Origin of the sequence: Saccharopolyspora sp. ASAGF58, assembly GCF_012277335.1 — a bacterium.
GTDB classification, from domain to species: domain Bacteria; phylum Actinomycetota; class Actinomycetes; order Mycobacteriales; family Pseudonocardiaceae; genus Saccharopolyspora; species Saccharopolyspora hattusasensis.
Map to the genome: position 1 here is coordinate 2778154 of NZ_CP040605.1, position 20349 is coordinate 2798502.

The 20349-nt window shown below is 69.2% G+C and carries 18 protein-coding genes and 1 other RNA gene; 13 read left to right on the plus strand and 6 right to left on the minus strand.

All coding sequences use genetic code 11. The features are described 5' to 3' along the window. Positions 1 to 97: 97 nt before the first annotated feature. Together FDZ84_RS13120 and FDZ84_RS13125 are read left to right on the plus strand one after the other, a co-directional pair. Positions 98 to 556, plus strand: a complete 459-nt coding sequence (locus FDZ84_RS13120) for a vitamin B12-dependent ribonucleotide reductase (RefSeq protein ID WP_168586123.1) — start codon at positions 98 to 100, stop codon at positions 554 to 556. Between the two features lie 25 nt (positions 557 to 581). After that, complete coding sequence (locus tag FDZ84_RS13125) at positions 582 to 836, plus strand: hypothetical protein (RefSeq protein WP_168586124.1); 255 nt, start codon at positions 582 to 584, stop codon at positions 834 to 836. Here the strand turns inward: FDZ84_RS13125 and FDZ84_RS13130 are convergent, their stop codons facing one another. Beyond that, on the minus strand, positions 837 to 1265 hold the full coding sequence (locus FDZ84_RS13130; RefSeq protein WP_168586125.1) for an Imm1 family immunity protein: 429 nt from the start codon (positions 1263 to 1265) through the stop codon (positions 837 to 839). Further along, complete coding sequence (locus FDZ84_RS13135; RefSeq protein ID WP_168586126.1) at positions 1255 to 2001, minus strand: DddA-like double-stranded DNA deaminase toxin; 747 nt, start codon at positions 1999 to 2001, stop codon at positions 1255 to 1257. Before FDZ84_RS13135 ends, FDZ84_RS13130 begins: the two co-directional genes overlap by 11 nt. A 224-nt stretch (positions 2002 to 2225) precedes the next feature. Between FDZ84_RS13135 and lysX the strand changes: the two genes are divergently transcribed. The 3 genes from lysX (at position 2226) to FDZ84_RS13150 (ending at position 6713) form a co-directional block, all read left to right on the plus strand. Then, positions 2226 to 3731: a bifunctional lysylphosphatidylglycerol synthetase/lysine--tRNA ligase LysX gene (lysX, locus tag FDZ84_RS13140; RefSeq protein WP_168586127.1), complete on the plus strand. Its 1506-nt coding sequence runs from the start codon at positions 2226 to 2228 to the stop codon at positions 3729 to 3731. Positions 3732 to 4231: 500 nt separating this feature from the next. Further along, positions 4232 to 4326, plus strand: an RNA gene (gene ffs, locus FDZ84_RS13145) — signal recognition particle sRNA small type. A gap of 95 nt (positions 4327 to 4421) precedes the next feature. Next, entirely contained in the window at positions 4422 to 6713 is a 2292-nt protein-coding gene (locus FDZ84_RS13150) for a DNA polymerase III subunit gamma and tau (protein ID WP_168586128.1), read from the plus strand. Between the two features lie 88 nt (positions 6714 to 6801). Here the strand turns inward: FDZ84_RS13150 and FDZ84_RS13155 are convergent, their stop codons facing one another. Beyond that, positions 6802 to 8613 (minus strand): alpha/beta fold hydrolase, encoded by a 1812-nt coding sequence (locus FDZ84_RS13155; RefSeq protein ID WP_168586129.1) that lies wholly within the window; start codon positions 8611 to 8613, stop codon positions 6802 to 6804. Between the two features lie 166 nt (positions 8614 to 8779). On the opposite strand from FDZ84_RS13155, the gene FDZ84_RS13160 reads away from it, so the two are divergent. The 8 genes from FDZ84_RS13160 to FDZ84_RS13195 all read left to right on the plus strand — a co-directional run bounded on the left by FDZ84_RS13160 (position 8780) and on the right by FDZ84_RS13195 (position 16583). Continuing rightward, the gene (locus FDZ84_RS13160) at positions 8780 to 9103 is read left to right on the plus strand and encodes a YbaB/EbfC family nucleoid-associated protein (protein WP_246869172.1); all 324 of its coding nucleotides are present in this window, start codon (positions 8780 to 8782) and stop codon (positions 9101 to 9103) included. An 89-nt stretch (positions 9104 to 9192) separates the two neighbouring features. Then, a complete protein-coding gene (recR, locus tag FDZ84_RS13165; RefSeq protein ID WP_168586131.1) occupies positions 9193 to 9789 on the plus strand; it encodes a recombination mediator RecR in 597 nt (198 codons plus the stop codon). A 454-nt stretch (positions 9790 to 10243) separates the two neighbouring features. Next, on the plus strand, positions 10244 to 11941 hold the full coding sequence (locus FDZ84_RS13170) for an ABC transporter substrate-binding protein (RefSeq protein WP_210435542.1): 1698 nt from the start codon (positions 10244 to 10246) through the stop codon (positions 11939 to 11941). Positions 11942 to 12044: 103 nt separating this feature from the next. After that, positions 12045 to 13055, plus strand: coding sequence for an ABC transporter permease (locus FDZ84_RS13175; protein ID WP_168586133.1), 1011 nt, complete (start codon positions 12045 to 12047; stop codon positions 13053 to 13055). A 4-nt stretch (positions 13056 to 13059) separates the two neighbouring features. Further along, complete coding sequence (locus FDZ84_RS13180) at positions 13060 to 13992, plus strand: ABC transporter permease (protein WP_168586134.1); 933 nt, start codon at positions 13060 to 13062, stop codon at positions 13990 to 13992. A 14-nt stretch (positions 13993 to 14006) separates the two neighbouring features. Next, positions 14007 to 15005, plus strand: coding sequence for an ABC transporter ATP-binding protein (locus FDZ84_RS13185; protein ID WP_168586135.1), 999 nt, complete (start codon positions 14007 to 14009; stop codon positions 15003 to 15005). Between the two features lie 166 nt (positions 15006 to 15171). Next, positions 15172 to 16284, plus strand: a complete 1113-nt coding sequence (locus FDZ84_RS13190) for an ABC transporter ATP-binding protein (protein WP_168586136.1) — start codon at positions 15172 to 15174, stop codon at positions 16282 to 16284. Positions 16285 to 16406: 122 nt separating this feature from the next. Continuing rightward, positions 16407 to 16583 carry a hypothetical protein gene (locus tag FDZ84_RS13195; RefSeq protein ID WP_168586137.1) on the plus strand — a complete coding sequence of 59 codons (177 nt, stop codon included), beginning with the start codon at positions 16407 to 16409 and terminating at the stop codon, positions 16581 to 16583. A 170-nt stretch (positions 16584 to 16753) separates the two neighbouring features. Here FDZ84_RS13195 and FDZ84_RS13200 read toward each other — a convergent pair whose 3' ends face one another. The 3 genes from FDZ84_RS13200 to FDZ84_RS13210 form a co-directional block, all read right to left on the minus strand. Further along, positions 16754 to 18394, minus strand: a complete 1641-nt coding sequence (locus FDZ84_RS13200) for a hypothetical protein (RefSeq protein WP_168586138.1) — start codon at positions 18392 to 18394, stop codon at positions 16754 to 16756. Next, positions 18370 to 18624 (minus strand): hypothetical protein, encoded by a 255-nt coding sequence (locus tag FDZ84_RS13205; RefSeq protein WP_246868983.1) that lies wholly within the window; start codon positions 18622 to 18624, stop codon positions 18370 to 18372. The genes FDZ84_RS13200 and FDZ84_RS13205 overlap by 25 nt, the downstream gene beginning before the upstream one ends. A 483-nt stretch (positions 18625 to 19107) precedes the next feature. Then, the gene (locus FDZ84_RS13210; RefSeq protein WP_210435543.1) at positions 19108 to 20277 is read right to left on the minus strand and encodes a mandelate racemase/muconate lactonizing enzyme family protein; all 1170 of its coding nucleotides are present in this window, start codon (positions 20275 to 20277) and stop codon (positions 19108 to 19110) included. Positions 20278 to 20349 lie beyond the last annotated feature (72 nt).

A 20349-nucleotide genomic window follows, 5' to 3' on the forward strand; every position in this document is an offset into this window, starting at 1 on the left:
GGTGGCGCGATCATCCCCCTGCTGTCAGGTGCTCGCGCTACGATCAAGCCCCATATCTTGTAGATCAACCATCGCATTAACCCCAATTGTTGGGGTGATGAAAAGGAGCGACAGGTCCGGAAGTGTCGGCATCGCCGAGGTCACGGTCACGCCGACTATCACCCGCCGCCGATTGCCCCGGGTTCGGTCCGGGCAGCGGATCTCGGCCTCGGTCGGGGGCGTCGACCTGGAGGTCATCATGGACCTCGACAACGACGGGCAGCTGTGCGACATCCACCTGCCCGAATCCGGCCCGCACGGCTCATTCCAGCACGGCATGCTCAGTGCCTACGTCTCGATGATGTCGCTCGCCCTGCGCTACGGCGCCCCGCTGGAAGAGATCGTGGACCGCTTCGTGCACACCCGATTCGAGCCCAGCGGCTACACCGACGACCCCGACATCCCACGTGCCGCAAGCGTCGTTGACTACCTCGCCCGCCGCATAGCCCTGGATTTCCTGCCCCGAACCCGGCAGGAAATGCTCGGCATCGCTCCCGGTACGCGCGCCGTGGCATGAACGCACACCGGAAACGGTTGCGGCCATGCTTGCTGAATGCGGGCTAGACGTTGCGATTTGGCGCGAGCAGTTCCAGGTCACCATGCTGACGCGGCGATGGCTGACGATGGTCGCTGACCGGTACATGACGCTACTGCGGCGGTACTCCGACGAAGAGATCGCCAAAGGCATCGCCGAGATCCGCAGATGTCATCCCGAGGACCAGGTCAGCTTCCAGGATCGCTACGCCTTCATAGTGGCAAAGGCGCCCGGCCCGACCGACAATCACCGGCCCGAGTAATCACAGGCCAGGCAACGGAAAGGGATCGGGTTGCCACTCCACGACCGTCGGCCGCTGTGCAGTCCGCAGAAATTCCTCCAGCGCGCGCTCGACAACGTTGCGGGACACCCAGGCGTCGGCAGGAGGCGCGATGTTCTCGTCTTCCCAGCCTTCGACAGCGGGACCGCTGCCTCGGCTGTAGTGTCGCGGTGTTTCCCCGTCCCAGTACGACAAAGCAGCCCGCCCGTCCGTGCCGAACGCCACCACAAGCTCGTGGTCGGGGCCCTGCTCGTTCCATCTGGGGCGGTCCTGGTGCGTGATGATCGCGGACCCGGTGTCCTCGGCGGCGAGCTGGTCGACGAGCGCGGGCAACTGGTCGACGTGCTCTACGACGATATGTCGTTCGTGTCCACCTTCAGAAAAGACGCGGACCGAGACGTCAAGCTTCATTGCGCTGCTCTCCCTGGTATGTGTAGGTCTCGCCGGCGCTGGTGATCACGGTAAGTTCGGCCCCCGGCGGCAGAAACCGAGGTAGCTGCCGATGGCACCGTAACCACTCCTGGTCGGCCAGACCGCACGGCGGCCGGTCGATCACAATCGTCTCGCGTTGACCGGCCCGCATTTGCACCGCCATCTTGATCTCGACATGTCCCGCTAGCCTTGGCGGCGCGGTCGGTGGCACAAGTTTGAGCTCCCAGGCCCGCCGTGCGGCGGCGACGAACGCTGGGTCGTACTCGCCGTTGCTCAGTCGCTCGCCGCTGCGGATCGGTTCGTCATTGCCGTCTGAACGAAGCCGCCAGCCCTCTGTCCGGGCACCGGGCTTGGCCTTCGGCAGTGCGTCGCGCGCTCGGCGTACTCGGGTCTGCATGGTCGTGGTCGATGATGTTTGTTGCGAAGGCGACGCCGTTTCCAGCGGATCGCCCGCCGCACCGATGCTGACGAGATAGTGCTGGCAGATATCGCGGATGCGGGTGCACAGCTGCCATGCCAGGTCGATCTCTTCCCGTGCACTCCCCATCGCGGCGATCGCTTCGGCCAGTTCGGCATCGTTGGTCTCCTCGGCGAGCGGATATAGCACCGTACATGCCTCATCCAGGCATTCCCCGGCCTGTTGTAACGCGGCAGGCGGCATCGTTGCTATTGCCGCACGGATCTTCGCGGCAACCGCCGCGACGTCATCGCCCACGCGAGCTGATACTCAGCACGACCACGACAAAATCTCGGCACAGCGGCAGACCGTCACCGAACCGGACGAGCAAAATCGCCCGAACAGCCCCGAGAGCACAGGGTCGTGTTACGCCGCGTTGTCGCGCCGCTTTCGACCCGGTGTGTGAGCAGTACCCCTTCGTTTGTCCGGGCGGGCGGTGCTCATGAATCGGAGGTTTTCGCAGGCTGGATACACTGGCCGCCGTGACTGACGCGCCTGACGACAACGCGGACCTGGCGGACCTTCCCGAGCAGATTCGAGTCCGCCGCGAGAAGCTCGACCGGCTCCGGGCCGCCGGGGCCGACCCCTTCATGGAGCGGTCGCCCCGCACGGTCTCGATCGCTGACGTCCGCGAAAAACACGGCCACCTCGACCCGGACCAGGCCACCGGCGAACGGGTCGGCGTCGCCGGTCGCGTCATGCTTTACCGCACCGGCGGCAAGCTGTGCTTCGCCACGATCCGCGACGTCACCGGCGATCTTCAGATCATGCTGTCGTTCGACCGGCTCGGCGAGGAGTCGCTCGCCGCGTGGAAGTCGGACGTCGACCTCGGCGACCACGTCGGCATCGAGGGCGAGATCATCACGTCCCGCCGCGGCGAGCTGTCGATTCTGGCCGAGCGGTGGGTGCTGACCGCGAAGTCGCTGCGCCCGCTGCCCGAGAAGCACAAGGGCCTCACCGACCCCGAGGCCCGGGTTCGGCGCCGCTACGTCGACCTGATCGTCAATCCCGAGGCGCGCGAGATGGCGTTGCAGCGCTCGGCAGCGGTGCGCGCGATGCGCGACGGCTTGCACGATCAGGGGTTCGTCGAGGTCGAAACACCGATGTTGCAGCAGGTGCACGGCGGCGCGACGGCACGGCCGTTCACCACGCACATCAACGCCTACGACCTCGATCTGTATCTGCGGATCGCGCCCGAGCTATACCTCAAGCGCCTAGTCGTCGGCGGACTAGAAAAAGTATTCGAGATTAACCGGAACTTCCGCAACGAGGGCGCGGACAGCACGCACAACCCCGAGTTCACGATGCTGGAGTTCTACCAGGCGCACGCCGACTACGACGAGGTCGCGCGAGTCACGCAGGAACTCATCCAGAAGGTGGCGCGGGCCGTCCTCGGGGGCACGGTGATCGAGCGCGACGGCACCGAAGTCGACATCGGCGGCGACTGGCCTTCGATCACGCTGTACGGCTCCGTGTCCGAAGCACTCGGCGAGGAGGTCACCCCGCACACCTCGGTCGAAGCCCTCGCCAAGCTCGCCGATGCCCGCGGCCTGCCGCATGATCCGCGCTGGGGCAACGGCAAGTTCACCGAGTACCTGTTCGAGGAACTCGTCGAGCACGCCATTGTCCACCCGACGTTCGTGCGGGACTTCCCGACGGAGACCTCCCCGCTGACCCGACAGCACCCCGACGAGCCGCTGCTCACCGAGAAATGGGATCTCATCGGGTGGGGCATGGAACTCGGCACCGGCTTCACCGAGCTGACCGACCCGCTCGAACAGCGTCGCCGGCTCACCGAGCAATCCCTGCTCGCCGCCGGTGGCGATGCCGAAGCCATGCAGCTTGACGAGGATTTCCTCGAAGCGCTGGAGTACGGCATGCCCCCCACCGGTGGGGTCGGAGTCGGGATCGACCGGCTGCTCATGGCCTTCACCGACAAGGGCATCCGCGACACGATCCTGTTCCCCATCGTCAAGCCCCAGCAGTAGTAAAAGCCCCACAACGACGACAGCGCCCCCGCTCCCGGTCAGTCCGGGAGCGAGGGCGCTTCGTATAGCGGTGCGGCGCGGTTACCGGCGAGCCCGCCGGTTGTCGAGCCATCCACGGCACTCCATGCCATCAGGCCCTGCATGCTTCGTCGGACGGAAATCCTTCGTATCGTCCACCCGGTTGCCACAGGGCGGGTACGGGCAACGGATGCCCCACTTCTTGCCATCGGCGATGGTCACAGCTGACGGCATAGAGCCTTCTGGTGTGGCGCCCCTACAGTTCGGCATTGTGCCGCTGCTCGACGGCGTCACGAATCAGCCGGTGCCGGGTTTGGGTCGTGACTCGGTGCCCTCGTCCGCCGGTTGTCCGGAGGTTCGGAAGATCGAGGTGGCGGATCTGGTTGAGCGTGCTGAACAGGTCAAACGGCGTGCTGTGGGCGCGTGGAAACGTTGCGGCGGGGTCGCGTTCCGGGGCTATCGGGGCTTCGGGTTACACTAAATGCGGACCTCGTGCGGCGTCCATCCTGTGAACTCCCCCAGGGCCGGAAGGCAGCAAGGGTAAGCGGGCTCTGGCGGGTGCGCGGGGTCCCCTTATTTTTTCCGGGGACCGCTCTCCCAACTTGACCGGCAGGTCCGGGCGGGTTTCAGGCCGTGTTCGGGCTGTCGTGCTCACCGCGTAGGGTTTCCACCGTGGCGCTCGCCCTTTACCGCAAGTACCGGCCGGCGACCTTTGCTGAGGTCGTCGGGCAAGACCACGTCACCGAGCCGCTGCGGACCGCGCTGACCGCGGGCCGGATCAACCACGCGTACCTGTTCTCCGGGCCGCGCGGTTGCGGCAAGACCTCCAGCGCACGCATCCTCGCCCGCTCGCTGAACTGCGCGCAGGGCCCGACCGCTGACCCGTGCGGCGAATGCGACTCGTGCGTCGCGCTCGCGCCGGAAGGCGGCGGCAGCGTCGACGTCGTCGAACTCGACGCGGCCAGTCACGGTGGCGTCGACGACACCCGCGAGCTGCGCGATCGGGCTTTCTTCGCGCCCGCCCAGTCGCGGTACCGGATCTTCATCATCGACGAGGCCCACATGGTCACCACGCAGGGCTTCAACGCCCTGCTGAAGATCGTCGAGGAACCGCCGGAACACCTGATCTTCGTCTTCGCCACCACCGAACCGGACAAGGTGCTCACCACCATCCGGTCCCGGACCCACCACTACCCGTTCCGGCTGATGCCGCCGGGCGTGATGCGCGAGCTGATCGACCGCATCTGCCGCGACGAAGGCGTGCAGGTCGAGCCTGCGGTGTATCCGCTGGTGATCCGGGCCGGTGGCGGGTCCGCCCGCGACACGCTGAGCGTGCTCGACCAGCTGCTGGCCGGGGCGGGGCCCGACGGCGTCACCTACGAGCGCGCGATGGCGCTGCTGGGGGTCACCGACGTCGCGCTGATCGACGACATGGTCGATGCGCTCGCCGCGGGCGACGGCGCCGCCGTGTACGGCACGGTCGACCGGCTCGTGGAAGCCGGGCACGATCCGCGCCGGTTCGGCTCCGACCTGCTCGACCGGCTGCGCGATCTGGTGCTGCTCAACTCGGTGCCGGACGCCGCGCAGCGCGGACTGGTGGAGGCCGCCGGGGACGAGCTCGCCCGGATGCAGAGCCAGGCCGAACAGCTCGGCGCGGCAACGCTTTCCCGGTTCTCCGAGATCGTCCACACCGGACTTTCCGAGATGCGCGGCGCCACCGCGCCCCGGCTGCTGCTCGAACTGCTCTGCGCGCGGATGCTGCTGCCGGCCGCAGCCGACTCGGAAACCGCCCTGCTGCAACGGTTGGAGCGCGTCGAGCGCCGCATGACCATCGCGCCCGGTGAGGGTGCTCCCGACATCGCTCCGGCCGGGCAGGCTGCTGCGCCAGCGGCGGACGCCGATGCGCGGCCGAAGCGCGTCTTCCAGCGGCCGCACGAGCGCGCAGCGCAGGAGGCAGCCGCGTCGCAGGCGCCGGCGGAGCCACGCCCAGCAGCGGCGGCAGCGCCTGCCGGGGCAGCCCCGGAGCGTGCGACGCCTCCGCAGGAGGCCGAGCCGGCCGCCGAGCCGCGCCCCGCGCCTGCGACACCGCCGCAGGCGGCTGAGCAGGCGCCGCGTCCCGCTGCAGCGGCGGCGCCGCGTCCCGCTGCAGCGGCGGCGCCGCGTCCCGCTGCAGCGGCGGCGCCGCGTCCGGCGGCAGCGCCAGCGGCAGCGTCGGCAGCGCCAGCGGCAGCGTCGGCAGCGCCCGCTGGGGCTGCCGAGGTGCGGAGGGTGTGGTCGGACGTCCTGCAGGCCGTCGCTAAGCGGAACCGGCCGACGCAGGCGTTGCTGCTCAACGCGACGGTGCAGGACCTCAACGGTGGCACGCTGGTGCTGTCGATGCCGACGTCCGGGCTGGTCAAGCAGCTCGCTCAGCAGCGGCGGCTGGACTTCGTCCGGGACTCGCTGCGTGAGGTGGTCGGCGGCGAATGGGAAATCCAGTGCGTCGAGGCCGGTGCCGCACCGCCGCCTCCGGCTCGACCTGCCGCGCCCAAGCAGCCGCCGCAGCGCCGGTCGACCCAGCAGAGCGAGTCCAGTGCCCAGCGGTCCAACGGTCAGGCCGCGAATCCACAGGTCGGTGGCCAGGCCGCCAACGGTCGGGCGCCCTCTCGGCCGCAGGCGGGTTCGCCCGCGCGCCAGGGTTCGGTGCCGCGTCCGCCGGAGCCGGACGACATCCCGCCGCCGCCCGAGCCGCCGGACGACGAACCCCCGCCGCCGGACGACGTGCCGCCGCCCCCGGAGCCGCCCAAGCCCCCGGAACCGTCGCCGGCACCGCGTCCGCCGGTCTCCGACGACGAGGAAGACCCGGAGACGATGCTCGCCGAGTCGTCCCCGATGGACGCCGACGTCCAGGTGGGGCCGGACCCCGAAGCGGCGGCGGTTGAACTCTTCGAGCGTGAGCTCGGCGCCCGCCGGATCGAAAACTGAGCCCTTCCGCGAAGCGGCACCGTGCTCTCGGAGCGCCCCCGGAAACGGGCGGCGGTTTCTCGTCCGGCCAGCCGCTCGTCGGGTGAGGTCAGGCTTGTTTTGCCAGGTGGCGGGCCAGGAAGGCCACCGCTCCCGGGTAGGCGTCGAGGCGGTTGGCGCGTTTGGCCAGGCCGTGGCCCTCGTCGTCGTAGACCCGGAGCTCGCACTCCAGGCCCTTGGCGCGGACCGCCGCCGCGATCTGCTCCGCCTCGGACAACGGCACCCGTGGGTCGTTCGCCCCGTGCAGCACGAACAGCGGCGCCGTGATGGATGCGACCTCGGTCAGCGGCGACGCCTTGCGCAGGAATTCGGCATCGGCCGCGAGCGAACCGTATTCGCGCTCGCGGTGCGCGCGCCGGTAGGCGGCGGTCCTCTCCAGGAACGTGACAAGGGACGAGATCCCGACGATGTCGACTCCGGCCGCCCACCGCTCCGGCTGGAACGCCAGCCCGGCGAGCACCATGTACCCGCCGTACGAGCCGCCCCACAGCGCCGCGCGCTTCGGGTCCAGTCCGATCGACGGCAGCCAGTCGTGCAGGTCGCCGAGGTCGGTCACCGACTCCAGCCGGTTGCGCCCATCGTCGGCCGAGTACCAGCGCTTCCCGTAGCCGGTGGAGCCGCGGACGTTGGGCACCAGCACCGTGTGTCCCTGGGCGACGAGGGCCTGGACGATCGGGTTGAACGTCCGCACCGACTGGCTCTCCGGGCCGCCGTGGATGATCAGCACCGCCGAGCCGGCCAGTCGCGGATCGGCTTCGCGCGGCGAGTAGACGAAGCACGGCAGCTTCTCGCCGTCGCGGGTCGGCACCCGGTGCGTGCTCGGCTCGACCGGGCGCTGGCGGCGGAGCTGCTCCGCGGAACCGGTCAGCGACTCGCATTCTCCGGTCGCAGCGTTCATCAGTAGGGCGTCGCCCGGAACCGTTGCGGCGCTGAAGGACAGCGCGACGAACCGCGAGTCCGGTGACCAGACCGGGGTGGGCAGCGGGAACGCGCACCAGCCGTCGGCGGGCAGCTGGACGGCCCGCAGCAGGTAGCCGGTCGCGTCGTGCAGCGCGAGCCGGCTCGCGCCGTCCTCGTTGGCCTGCACGAGCAGCGTCGAACCGTCCGGGGAGAGCCAGCCGGTGAGGTCGTGCTCGTCGGAGGTCACCAGCCACCGACGCGCCCCGGTCCGCGGGTCGAGGTGCGCGATGCCGGTGAGGTCCCGGTCGGCGTTGGTGGTGACGACCAGCCCGTCGGGCAGCCAGCCGAGTTGGACGTGCCGGGCCGGCACGTCGCGGCCGGTCAGCGCGAGCACGTTCCCGGGTGCTGTCGTGTCGACCAGTAGGAGCTGGTCGGACATCGGCGGGTCGGCGGGCACCGTCAGCGCCAGGTGGCGGCCGTCCCGCGAGGCCGCCGCCTCCATGACCATGCCGCCACCGCCGTAGGCGACCTGCTCGTTGCCGGTGGCCACGTTGCGGATCACCACGTCGAAGTCCACGCCGTTGCGGCGGTTGGTCGCGTAGACGATCCGGCCGGGCATGACGTCGAGCAGCCGGTGCACGTGTTCGGGGTCGCGGACCAGCGGCTCCAGGTCGCGCAGCTGCGCCGGGCGGGCGCGCGGTTGGTCCAGGCGCAGCAGGGAGAGCTGGCCGCGCTCGTTGCCGTTGGTGTCGTGCTGCACGACCACGGCGCGCTCGCCGGGGAGGTAGCGGCCGGTCACCGCGCCAGGCAGGGCGGTCAGCGGGGTCTGCTCGCCGTCGGCGAGCTCGACGAGCTGGGTGGAACCGGACTCGTCGGAGCCGGCCAGGACCCGGCCGGTGGCTGACACGTCGAAGGCCCGCCAGCTGGTCAGCTCCAGCAACCGCACGATGTCCAGCGCCATGCGAGCACCATGTCATGCCTCGCCCCCACCGCCCAGGGCTCGCCGCCACCCGCACCGCCAGGCAGCGCGGGCCGCGCATTCTCTAGGCTGGTGGCGTAGCCCGAATTGGGGTACGCGCACGCGCCAGCCGGAGGAGGATCACGTGCAGCCTGGTGGCCAGCCGAACATGCAGCAGATCATGGAACAGGCGCAGAAGATGCAGCAGCAGCTGATGACTGCGCAGCAGGAGCTCGCCGCCGCGGAGGTCACCGGCAGCGCCGGTGGCGGCCTGGTCACCGCGACCGTCAGCGGTGCGGGCGAGCTGAAGGGGCTGTCGATCGACCCGAAGGCGGCCGACCCGGAAGACACCGAGACGCTGGCCGACCTGGTCGTCGCGGCGGTCCGCGACGCCAACCGGGCGGCGCAGGGGCTGCAGGCCGAGAAGATGGGTCCGCTCACCGGTGCGCTGGGCGGTGGGGGCCTCGGCGGTCTCAGCCTGCCGGGCATGTGATCACAGTTTCAGCTGGAACCGCGCACCGTCATCGGCGGGGAGTGCGGTTTCAGTTGAAACTGCACCGAATCCCTGGAAACGAGCGATAAGTGTACGAAGGTCCGGTTCAGGATTTGATCGATGAGCTCGGCAGGCTGCCGGGCATCGGTCCGAAGAGCGCGCAGCGCATCGCTTTCCACCTGCTCGCCGCGGAGCCCGCGGACGTGACCCGGCTGCAGGAGGTCCTGCAGAAGGTCAAGGAAGGCGTGGTGTTCTGCGACGTCTGCGGCAACGTCTCGGAGGAGACGACCTGCCGCATCTGCCGGGACGCCCGGCGGGACAGGGCGCTGGTGTGCGTCGTCGAGGAACCCAAGGACGTGCTGGCGGTCGAGCGCACCCGCGAGTTCAAGGGGCGCTACCACGTGCTCGGCGGCGCGCTGGATCCGCTGTCCGGGGTGGGGCCGGACCAGCTGCGGGTGCGCGAGCTGCTGGCCCGCATCGGGCAGGACGACATCACCGAGGTGATCATCGCGACGGACCCGAACACCGAGGGCGAGGCGACCGCGACGTACCTGCTGCGAATGCTGCGGGACTTCCCCGGTCTGACGGTCACGCGGCTGGCGTCCGGCCTGCCGATGGGTGGCGACCTGGAGTTCGCCGACGAGCTGACGCTCGGCCGCGCCCTCTCCGGCCGCCGCGCCATGTGATTCCCGAGCCCCGCGCGTTTCTCCTGGTGAATGCTCGTGAGTACTTCGGGTCGTGATAATGGCTGTTGAGTTTGGCCCAAAGCACTCACGAGCATTTTGCTGCGGTGACGCCTATTCGGTTGATTTGCGCTGGCCCGGAGTCCCGGCATCGCGACCCAGTCGGGTTGAAGGCGGGCCGCGGGCGGTACCGCCGGAGGTATTCGCCCATCGCCAGAATCGCTCGTGACGGGCGCGAGTTTCCGCAATTCTTTACGGATTTCCCGGCTTGTCCGATAGTTCTTCCGGGTCGTCCAGGCGGCTCAATACCCTCGCCCACGTGGGTGAATGCCCGATAAATCGGGTTTTCCTTAGGCGCGCCTAAGTAGCTGGATCGTAACCTCAGGTGCTCCACCCAACTCCGAATGCGAGTTAGTCTCACGGAACTTTGAGACCTTAGACACACCGAGGTGCTTCCATGAGTAGAGCTCCATCGGACGGGCCGCGTCGCGGATCAAGCACGCGGCGTCGTGTTGTGACCGCTGGCGTCGCCATAGTCGCGGCGACCTCGCTGGCGGCCTGCGCGCAATCGCAGCGCGAGGCCGGCGGCGGTGAAGGCGGCACGCTCACCTTCGGCGCGGCCGGCGCACCCGACCTGTTCGACCCCTTCTACGCCTCCGACGGCGAGACCTTCCGGGTCACCCGTCAGATCATGGAAGGTCTCGTCGGCTTCAAGCCGGGTTCGTCTGACGTCCAACCGGAGCTCGCCGAGAGCTGGGAGCACAGCCCGGACGGCAAGACCTGGACCTTCAAGCTCCGCCAGGGCGTGAAGTTCCACGACGGCACCGACTTCAACGGCGAAGCGGTGTGCAAGAACTTCCAGCGCATGTTCAACCAGACCGGCGCCGGTCAGAACAACGCGCTGTCCTACTACTGGATCGAGAACTTCGGTGGGTTCGCCGATGGCAAGACCCCGTCGCTGTATCAGGCGTGCGACGCGCCGGACGCGGCCACGGCCGTGGTCCACCTGACCCGCGCCAGCTCGAAGTTCCCGGACATCCTCGGGCTGCCGTCGTTCAGCATGCAGTCGCCGACCGCGATGGACCAGTACCAGGCCAACAACGTGCAGGCGCAGGGCGACAGCTTCGTGTACCCGGAGTACGCCAAGGCGCACCCGACCGGCACCGGCCCGTTCAAGTTCGCGTCCTACGACGAGAGCAACGGCACCATCAAGCTGGTCCGCAACGAGGAGTACTGGGGCGAGAAGGCCAAGCTCAACGAGCTGATCTTCCGCATCATCCCGGACGAGACGGTACGCAAGCAGGAGCTGGAGTCGGGCGCCATCGACGGCTACGACTACCCCAACGCCGCCGACCTCAAGGCGCTGCGCGACGCAGGCAACAACGTCCAGGTCCGCGACCCGTTCAACATCATGTACCTGGGCATCACCCAGAAGAACAACCCGGCGCTGCAGAACCTGAAGGTGCGGCAGGCGCTGGCGTACGCGATGGACCGGGAGACGCTGGTCAAGTCGAACCTGCCGGAAGGCGCCACGGTGGCCACCCAGTTCTACCCGAAGACGGTGGACGGCTACGCGGAGGACGTCCAGCAGTACTCGCACGACCCGGCGAAGGCCAAGCAGCTGCTCGCCGAGGCGGGCGAGCCGAACCTGACGTTGAACTTCTACTGGCCCACCGAGGTGACCCGGCCGTACATGCCGGACCCGCAGGGCATCTACAACGCCCTCGCCGAGGACTTGCGCGAGGCGGGCTTCACCATCAACCCGGTGAGCAAGCCGTGGAACGGCGGCTACATCGACGACGTGGACAACGCCAAGGCTGACATCTTCCTGCTCGGCTGGACCGGCGACTACAACACGCCGGACAACTTCATCGGCACCTTCTTCGGCACGCCGGCCAACCGCTTCTACACCGCGGCCTCGCCGTGGGGCGAAGAGCTGGCAGCGCAGCTGAAGGCCGCCGACGGAGAGCCGGATGAGGCCAAGCGCAACCAGATGTACCAGGATATCAACCGGAAGCTGATGTCCGAGTACCTGCCCGCCGTGCCGCTGTCGCACTCGCCGCCGGCGATCGTGACCAGCCCGCGGGTGCACGGGTTGCAGACGTCGCCGTTGACCGCCGAGGAGTTCGCGTCGGTGAGCGTCTCGGAGAAGTGAGTTGACGATTTCGCGCGAAATCGGCGCGGCTCTCGCATGGGGGCCGTCGGTTTCGCGCGAAATCGCGCGCTCACGTCCGGACTGACGAAACGGGGGTTTCGTGGTGCTCCGCTTCACGATCCGACGGCTCGCGCAGCTGGCGCTGGTCGTCGTTGTGCTGTCGATGCTGCTGTTCGCCTGGCTGCGGATGTTGCCCGGCGGCCCGGTGTCAGCGCTGCTGGGGGACCGCGCCACGCCGGAGGCGCGCGCCAGGCTCGAGGCCGATCTCGGCCTGGACCAACCGATCTTCGTGCAGTACTGGCGCTTCCTGGGGCGCGCCATCACCGGTGACTTCGGCACGTCGACCGGCGTGCAGCGCGGGTCGTCGGCGCTGGAGGTGTTCCTGACCCGCTTCCCGGCCACGCTGGAGCTGTCGATCCTGGCGCTGCTGCTGGCGGTCGTGGTCGGCATCCCGCTGGGCTACCTGGCGGCCCGCAAGCGCGGCAGCTGGCTGGACAACGTGAGCATCACCTGGTCGCTGATCGGTGTTGCGGTGCCGGTGTTCTTCCTGGCGTTCCTGCTGAAGTTCGTGTTCGCCATCCAGCTGGGCGCGCTGCCGGCCTCCGGCCGCCAGGACGTCGGGCTGAACGCGACGCGGGTAACCGGCTTCTACATCCTCGACGGGCTCCTGACCCGCGAGTTCGACGCCGCGTGGAACTCGTTCGTGCACCTGATCCTGCCGGCCATTGCGCTGTCCACCATCCCGTTCGCGGTGATCTTCCGGATCACCCGGGCCGCGGTGCTGGACGTGATGGACGAGGACTACGTGCGCACCGCGCGGGCGAAGGGCCTGACGGGCATGGTGATCCGGCGTCGGCACATCCTGCACAACGCGATGCTGCCGGTGGTGACGACGATCGGCCTGCAGACCGGCGCGCTGCTGGCCGGGGCGGTGCTGACCGAGCGGGTGTTCAACATCGCGGGGGTCGGCCAGGCGGTGGCGATCGGGTTCCAGCGCAAGGACTTCCCGGTGCTGCAAGTGGTGATCCTGGCGTCCGCGATGGTGTACGTGCTGGTCAACCTGATAGTCGACCTCTCGTACGCGTTGATCGACCCACGACTGCGGACACGGTGAGGTCATGGTGCTGAAAACGCAGCGCAGGGAACGCATCGACGCGCTGGCGGAGACGGCGTCGGACGCCGGGGTGAGCCTGGCCGCGTCGGCGTGGCGGCGGCTGAAGCGCAACCCGGTGTTCGTGGTCGGCGCGGTGATCATCGCCGCGTTCGTGCTGCTGGCGCTGCTCGCGCCGGTGCTGGCCCCGCACGACCCGGCGCAACGCCTGCTGGAGCAGCAGGTTTCGCGCGCGGACAACACGATCCCGCCGCCGCAGGAGGGTTTCCCGCTCGGCGGCGACCAGTACGGCCGGGACCTGTTCTCCCGGCTGCTGCTGGGCTCCCAGCAGACTCTGCTGGTCGCCGTGCTGGCCACCGTGATCGGGCTCGGCGGCGGCCTGGTGCTGGGCATCCTGGCCGGCGCGTTCGGCGGCTGGGTCGACGCGGTGGTCATGCGGATCGCGGACGTGATGCTGTCGGTGCCGTCGCTGCTGCTGGCGGTGTCGATCGGCGCGTTGTTCGCGCAGCAGACCCAGTTCACCGTGATCCTGGCGGTGGCGATCGTGCAGGTGCCGATCTTCGGGCGGTTGCTGCGGGGCACGATGCTGGCGCAACGAGCCAGCGACCACGTGCTGGCCGCGCGGGCACTGGGCGTGAAGGAGAGCGCGATCGTGTTCCGGCACATGCTGCCGAACGCGCTCGGCCCGGTCATCGTGCAGGCCACCCTGGTGCTGGCGGTGGCGATCATCGACGCGGCGGCGCTGTCCTTCCTGGGACTGGGCGCGGCCGACGACTCGGTGCCGGAATGGGGGCAGATGCTCGGCGGCGCGCAGAACATCATCGACTCGCACCCGCAGCTGGCGTTCTGGCCGGCCGGTTGCATCATCCTGGTCGCGCTCGGGTTCACGCTGGCCGGCGAATCGTTGCGGGACGCCTTGGACCCCAAGCGCCGGCGCTAGAGGTGAGGAAACGAATGGCACTGCTGGAAGTTCGCGACCTCTCGGTGGTCTTCGCCCGCAAGGGCGAGCCGCCGGTCACCGCCGTGGACGGCATCTCCTTCGACGTCGATCCGGGCCGCACCGTCGGCCTGGTCGGCGAGTCGGGATGCGGGAAGTCGGTCACCTCGCTGGCGATCATGGGCCTGCTGCCGAGCACCGGGGCGGAGGTTTCCGGTTCGGTCAACTTCGACGGCACCGACCTGCTGCAGCTGCCCCGGCGCGAGCTGGACCAGCGCCGCGGCCGCGACCTGAGCATGGTTTTCCAGGACCCGCTGACCTCGCTGAACCCGGTTGTGCCGATCGGCCTGCAGGTGTCGGAGGTCGTCGAGCGGCACCGCGGGCTGCCGCGCAAGGAGGCGATGCCGGAGGCCGAGGACCTGCTGCGGCGGGTGGGGATCCCGGACCCGAGGCGGCGGTTGAAGGAGTACCCCCACCAGCTCTCCGGCGGCATGCGGCAGCGCGCGCTGATCGCGATGGCGCTGGCCTGCAAGCCGCGGCTGCTCATCGCCGACGAGCCGACCACCGCGCTGGACGTGACGATCCAGGCGCAGATCCTGCAGCTGCTGGCCGAGCTGGTCACCGAGACCGAGACCGCGCTGATCATGATCACGCACGACCTGGGCGTGGTGGCCGGGCTCTGCGACGAGGTGAACGTGCTTTACGCGGGCCGGGTGGTGGAGCGGGCCGCGCGGCACGAGTTGTTCGCCCGGCCCCGGCACCCCTACACGGCGGGCCTGCTGGCCTCGATCCCGCGGCTGGATTCGCCACGCGGCCAGCGGCTGTCGCCGATCAAAGGCTCGATCAGCGACAACATCCCGTGGGACGCCGGTTGCGCGTTCTGCCCGCGCTGCCCGAACGCGAAGGAGGTCTGCGAGCAGCAGACCCCGGACGTGAGCATCGATGTCGGCGCGCGGCTGCTGCGCTGCCACAATCCGATGCGGGAGACGATGTCGACCCCGGTGGAGGCGTCATGAGCTCCCCCCTCCCGCCGCACACTGCTGGTTCTGCCGCAATTTCAATGGAAATCGGGCCTTCGATTTCCATTGAAATTGCGGCGGGGGCACCGGTGCGACACGACCAGACCATGCACCTGTTGACCGCATCGGATGCCGGTGCCCGGCGCCGGACCCTGGAGGCGTCATGACCGAAACCCCGGAAACTGCGGGGAATTCCCGGGAAGTGCTCGTCGACATCGACCAGGTTGAGGTGCACTTCCCGATCAAGCGCGGCGTGGTGCTGGACCGCACGGTCGGCCACGTGTACGCCGTCGACGGGGTGTCGCTGCGCATCGAAGGCGGCGAAACCTACGGCTTGGTCGGGGAATCCGGCTGCGGCAAGTCGACGCTGGGGCGCGCGGTGCTGCGGCTGGAGAAGCCGACCGGGGGCCGGGTGGTGTTCGACGGCGTCGACCTGTCCGGGATGAAGGGCGAGCAGCTGCGCCGGATGCGCCGCCGGATGCAGATGGTCTTCCAGGACCCGCTGTCGTCCCTGGATCCCCGGCAGTCGGTGCAGTCGCTGCTGGTCGAGGGCATGCGGGCGCACGGGATGGACACCGGCCGGGCAGTCACCGACAAGCGGCTGCGCGAGCTGCTGTCGGCCGTGGGCCTGCCGTCGACCTCGCTGCGCAAGTACCCGCACGAGTTCTCCGGCGGCCAGCGGCAGCGCATCGGCATCGCCCGGGCGCTGTCGGTTGGGCCGGACCTGGTGGTGGCCGACGAGCCGGTGTCCGCGCTGGACGTGTCGGTGCAGGCGCAGGTGCTGAACCTGCTGGAGGACCTGCAGGCCGAGTTCGGGTTGACGTACCTGGTGATCGCGCACGACCTCGCGGTGGTGCGGCACATCGCCGACCGGGTCGGGGTGATGTACCTCGGCGGCATCGTGGAGGAGTCCACATCGGACGAGCTGTACGAGGAGCCGCTGCACCCGTACTCGAAGGCGCTGCTCTCGGCGGTCCCGGTACCGGATCCGGCGGTGGAGGACGAGCGCGAGCAGATCCTGCTCTCCGGCGATCTGCCGTCGCCGGCCGCGCCGCCGTCGGGCTGCCGCTTCCACACCAGGTGCCCGTGGCGGCAGTCGACCCGGTGCGACACGGAGCGGCCGGAGCTGCGGGAGCTGAAGCCGGGACACAGGGTGGCGTGCCACTACGCCGAGGACATCCGCGACGGCCGCCTGAGGCCGCACGAGGTGCCGGCCGAGGCGGTGAACTCGGCGGACTTCGGCGACCTCGACGTCACCTCCGCCCACCCGGCCTGAGCGCGATTTCCATCGAAATCGGACCTTCGATTTCCATTGAAAATCGCGCGTTGTCTGCTGCCGCAGGGGTCCGAACATCTAGGTTTGCAAGATCGCTAGGTCCGGTCGAACGGAGGCAGTGGGTGAGGTACAGCAGTGCTGCGCGGTGCTCCGCGTGCGAGCACCGGGCGATCCTGGAGCGGGCGACCGCGGAACGCCTGATGACCGAGACCGACCGGCTCCTGGTGCCCTACGACTGCCCGGAGGGCAACGGCATCCACGTCTGCAACCCGGACTTCGAACGCGGCCCCACCCGTTAGGGCTGGTCAGGGCCGTGAGTGTTTCTGGGTGTTATAGCACCCAAAACCACTCACGGACGGTGACCAGCCCACCGAGCCGGAATCGGCCGTGTCGGCGTCGTTGGGCTCGAATCTGGCCGCGGGACTGATGATTGGCCAGTGACCTGGCGCAAATGTTGATCTTCTACGCATTACTTCGGGGCGTGATCGCGGGCCCAGCGGCAGATCGCCGCCACCTCTTCGGCGTGGGTGGGGAGGGTGTCGTCGGCTATGCCGACCACCGGGATGTGGGCTTCTCGCGCCACATCGGACGGACGGCGCAGGAACCCCTTCTCGTGCACACCGGTGCTGCCGGGGCCCGGCGTGCCCTCGGCGAGGTGTCCGGTGGTGCGGGCGTAGCGGGTGAGGACGCGGGGCTTGCGCAGGTCGCGGTCCGCGCCGTACCACTGCTGGCTCAGCGGGAAGATCGCCGACAGCGCGTCCCACCAGCCCTCCGTCGCCAGCACCAGCTCGGGGTGGCGGCGGCGCAGCTCGTCGGCCATCCGGCGGTATCCGTCGATCACCTCGTAGCGCGGGTCGTTGAACCAGTAGCCCAGGGTGTCCAGGAAGGCCGCGTCGACGCCGAAATCTCGCACCAGCGCCGAGATCGACGTCACCAGGTGGGCGCGGAACTCCGGCTCGGCCGGGTTGAGGAACACCTGGTCGCCCTCGCCGACCCGGTCGCTGTCCCAGTCCGGCCGGTTCAGCAGCTCCACGTAGCGGTTGGTGTCGTTGCGCAGCACCGACTGCTCCCATACCGGGTACTCGAGCACGTTCGCGCCGTGCCCGCCGAACATCGGCATCAGCCGCACGCCCAGCTGCCGCGCGGTGTGCGCGAGCGCGGCGAATCCCTCGGCGCCGCCCAGGTCTTCGCCGGGCCGGTACCGCGGGTATGCGTAGTAGTAGCGGCCCTCCCAGCCGGGCAGGTAGGCCAGCACGCGGTGCGGGTCGATGTGCTGCGCGACGAACCGCAGTGCCTCGGCCATCTGCGCGAACGTGTTGAATACGTAGCCCGTCCAGTGCTGCCCGTGCAGGGTCACCACCAGCGCGGTCTGCCGCAGCCACTCCGGCACGTCCTTGCGGGACGACCACGGCACCAGGTTCTGCGCACCCTCCACGAAGGACAGATGTTCGTCCAGGTCAGCGTCGGCGCTGTGCTCGGTGGTGCCCAGTCGCAGCCGGATCGACGGAACCCGGCAGGTGGTCGAGCGCGCGGTGGCCGACGGCACGTGCACCAGCTCCGCGATCGGGCCCGGCGCGTATGGCGGCTGGTGGACGTGCAGGATCTTCCGCCGCACCAGCGGATCGCGGACGCTTAGCGCCAGCCCGTTCGGTTCGTCCCCGGCCGCCACCCACGGCGTCGCCCAGTCCGAGCCGGGGTACTCCAACTGGAATCGCTGGCCGTTGACGCCGTGCGCCCAGCCGCGACCGGTGTTCGGCGCCCACCAACCGGCCCGCAGCTGGTGCGCAGGCAGGCCACGCAGCAGGAGCTTCACCGCCTTCACCGGCTCGTCGTGGCGCACCGTGATCGACCACTCCAGCACGCCGGCCGTGCGGGTCACCTCGATGTCGGCCTCACCGGCCTCGACCGGCACCTGCTGCCCGAGCCGCGCGTACCGGTCGGCGTGCACGTGGATGCGGTCGCCCTCGCGGACGTGCGTCCGCTCGATGTCCATGCCGTAGCCGTTGGCCGTGGTGAACACTTGCAGCGCCCACTCCACCCCGGCCGCGCCGGGAACGGGGAAGTAGGGGTCTTGGGGATCGAAGCTCAGGTCGGTGTCGATGAGGGCCACGACGTCGCCTCCGGTACCTCGGCACCGCGGGCCAGGTAGCCCGCGGCTCGATCCAGCAGCGCGGCGAGGTCATCGGCTTCGTCGGCGGTGAAGACCAGCGTGTTACCAGGGGGCAGCACCACCGCGACCCGATCGCCCACCACCAGCACCGTCATGGTGCCCGAACCCAACGGTGCGATGCACGGGATTCGCCAGCGGAGCTTCTCGGTCGGATCCTCGGTCGGCCACATGTCCACCTCAACACTGCTGAACTTTGGTGCCTGACGTAACCCGGTGATCCGCCCATCATCAAGCCCCGTAGACCGAACGAGTGATCAAAGACAGGACTCGGCTGGGAAGGAACGACCAGGAAACGGAGGCGAGCAAGGGTGGAAAGCAGGGATCGCGGAGTCGAACATACGTAAATCGGGGATCCCGCAGTCCAGTCGGCGTCTGAGGTTCCGCTACCCCGCACCGCTACGCAAGAAGAGCCTGGAACCACCGGGACACCCTGGAACCACCAGAAACCAGGGGGAGGGCCGTGCCCCGACGTTTCCCAGTCCTACGGCCGCTCCCCCTGATCCTCTGTTCCCCAGGGGCGTCGCCTGGCGTCCCGCGACGGTGTCAATGGTGCCGATTAGGAGGAAGGCGCAATACCATCTTTGGTCGAGTGTGTTCACCGTACCGGGCGCTGCTTTTCGGCCCAGCGGATTGCGATTTCCGGCGTACTCCGCTCACCGGTTCGGCGCTTCCGGGGTGCCGTCCGCCGGGTCGGCGTAGCCGTACTCATGGCCTGCGACCTGGTACAACTCCGCGTAGCGGGCCAGTCGGTCGCGATCGAGCAGGACTCCGATGCCCGGCCGGTCCGGTACCCGCAGCCTGCCACCCGGATAGGGCAACGGGCCGCCCTCGACGACGTCGTCGGCGAGCAGCCGGCCGTAGGACTGGTTGGCGCAGCGGAAGCCCGGCGTCGCGGCGATCAGGTGGGCCGCGGCGTACGTCGCCACCCCGAGCTCGCCGAGGCTCTGTTTGACGACCGGGAGGCCCGCCGCCTCGCAGATCCCGGCGGAGCGCTTCAGGTTCAGCAGGCTGCCGTCCAGCATGTTGTCCACCGAGATCGCGTCGGCCGCACCCTGCCGGATCACGTTCAGCTGGTCGTAGCGGGTCTGCGACGCTTCGTCGGCAAGCAGCGGTACCCCGGCGCGGGCGCGCAGCCGGGCCATCTCGGGAAGGTTCCGGCCGGACACCGGTTGTTCGGCGAACTCGATGCCATATGGCTCCAGTGCGCGCAGGGCCCGCAGCGCCGCCGCAGGGGACCAGGACTCGTTGGCGTCGATCCGCAGCGACGGCCCGGCGCCGAGGCCGTCGCGGATCGCGGCGACCCGTTCGACGTCGGTGGCCTCGTCCGCGTCGCCGACCTTCACGTAGAAGCTCTCGAAGCCGGCCGCCGCGCCCCGGGCAGCCTGTTCCCGCATCCACTCCGGGGTGCCGTGCGGGACGTAGTGCAGGTACTCGACCTCCTCGCGCAGCGGACCGCCGAGGAGGTTGACCAGCGGCTGGTCGCAGGCCTTGCCGACGATGTCCCAGCAGGCCATGTCGATGGCGGCCATCGCGGGGCTGGTGGTGCCCACGTGGTGCCAGGTGCCGACGATGTCGATCAGCTTCGCGATCCGCTCGGTGCGGAACGGGTCCTCTCCGATGGCGAACCGCTCTACCGAGCGCAGCACGGCGAGCACGATCTCGGCCGACGGGTACGCCGGGGCCTCGCCGAGGCCGGTGATGCCTTCGTCGGTGTCGATCTCGATCAGCACGCTGACCAGGCCGCGCCGACTGCCGTAGGCCCACTTCTCGTCGGTGTTGAACGGCACGGCGACCGGGATGCTGCGGATGCCGATTATGCGCAAAACGCCCTCCCCCCAGGGCGTCGTGAGCGGCTCGGAGCTGCGCCCGCTCGCGACTGTTGTGTGGTTACCGTC

Coding starts and splice junctions, on each gene's coding strand:
- FDZ84_RS13190 (WP_168586136.1), top strand. CDS start 15,172: ATGACCGAAACCCCGGAAACTGCGGGGAATTCCCGGGAAGTGCTCGTC.
- FDZ84_RS13130 (WP_168586125.1), bottom strand. CDS start 1,265: ATGAAGCTTGACGTCTCGGTCCGCGTCTTTTCTGAAGGTGGACACGAA.
- FDZ84_RS13205 (WP_246868983.1), bottom strand. CDS start 18,624: ATGTGGCCGACCGAGGATCCGACCGAGAAGCTCCGCTGGCGAATCCCG.
- FDZ84_RS13155 (WP_168586129.1), bottom strand. CDS start 8,613: ATGGCGCTGGACATCGTGCGGTTGCTGGAGCTGACCAGCTGGCGGGCC.
- FDZ84_RS13125 (WP_168586124.1), top strand. CDS start 582: ATGCTTGCTGAATGCGGGCTAGACGTTGCGATTTGGCGCGAGCAGTTC.
- FDZ84_RS13180 (WP_168586134.1), top strand. CDS start 13,060: ATGGTGCTGAAAACGCAGCGCAGGGAACGCATCGACGCGCTGGCGGAG.
- FDZ84_RS13185 (WP_168586135.1), top strand. CDS start 14,007: ATGGCACTGCTGGAAGTTCGCGACCTCTCGGTGGTCTTCGCCCGCAAG.
- FDZ84_RS13160 (WP_246869172.1), top strand. CDS start 8,780: ATGCAGCAGATCATGGAACAGGCGCAGAAGATGCAGCAGCAGCTGATG.
- FDZ84_RS13120 (WP_168586123.1), top strand. CDS start 98: ATGAAAAGGAGCGACAGGTCCGGAAGTGTCGGCATCGCCGAGGTCACG.
- FDZ84_RS13170 (WP_210435542.1), top strand. CDS start 10,244: ATGAGTAGAGCTCCATCGGACGGGCCGCGTCGCGGATCAAGCACGCGG.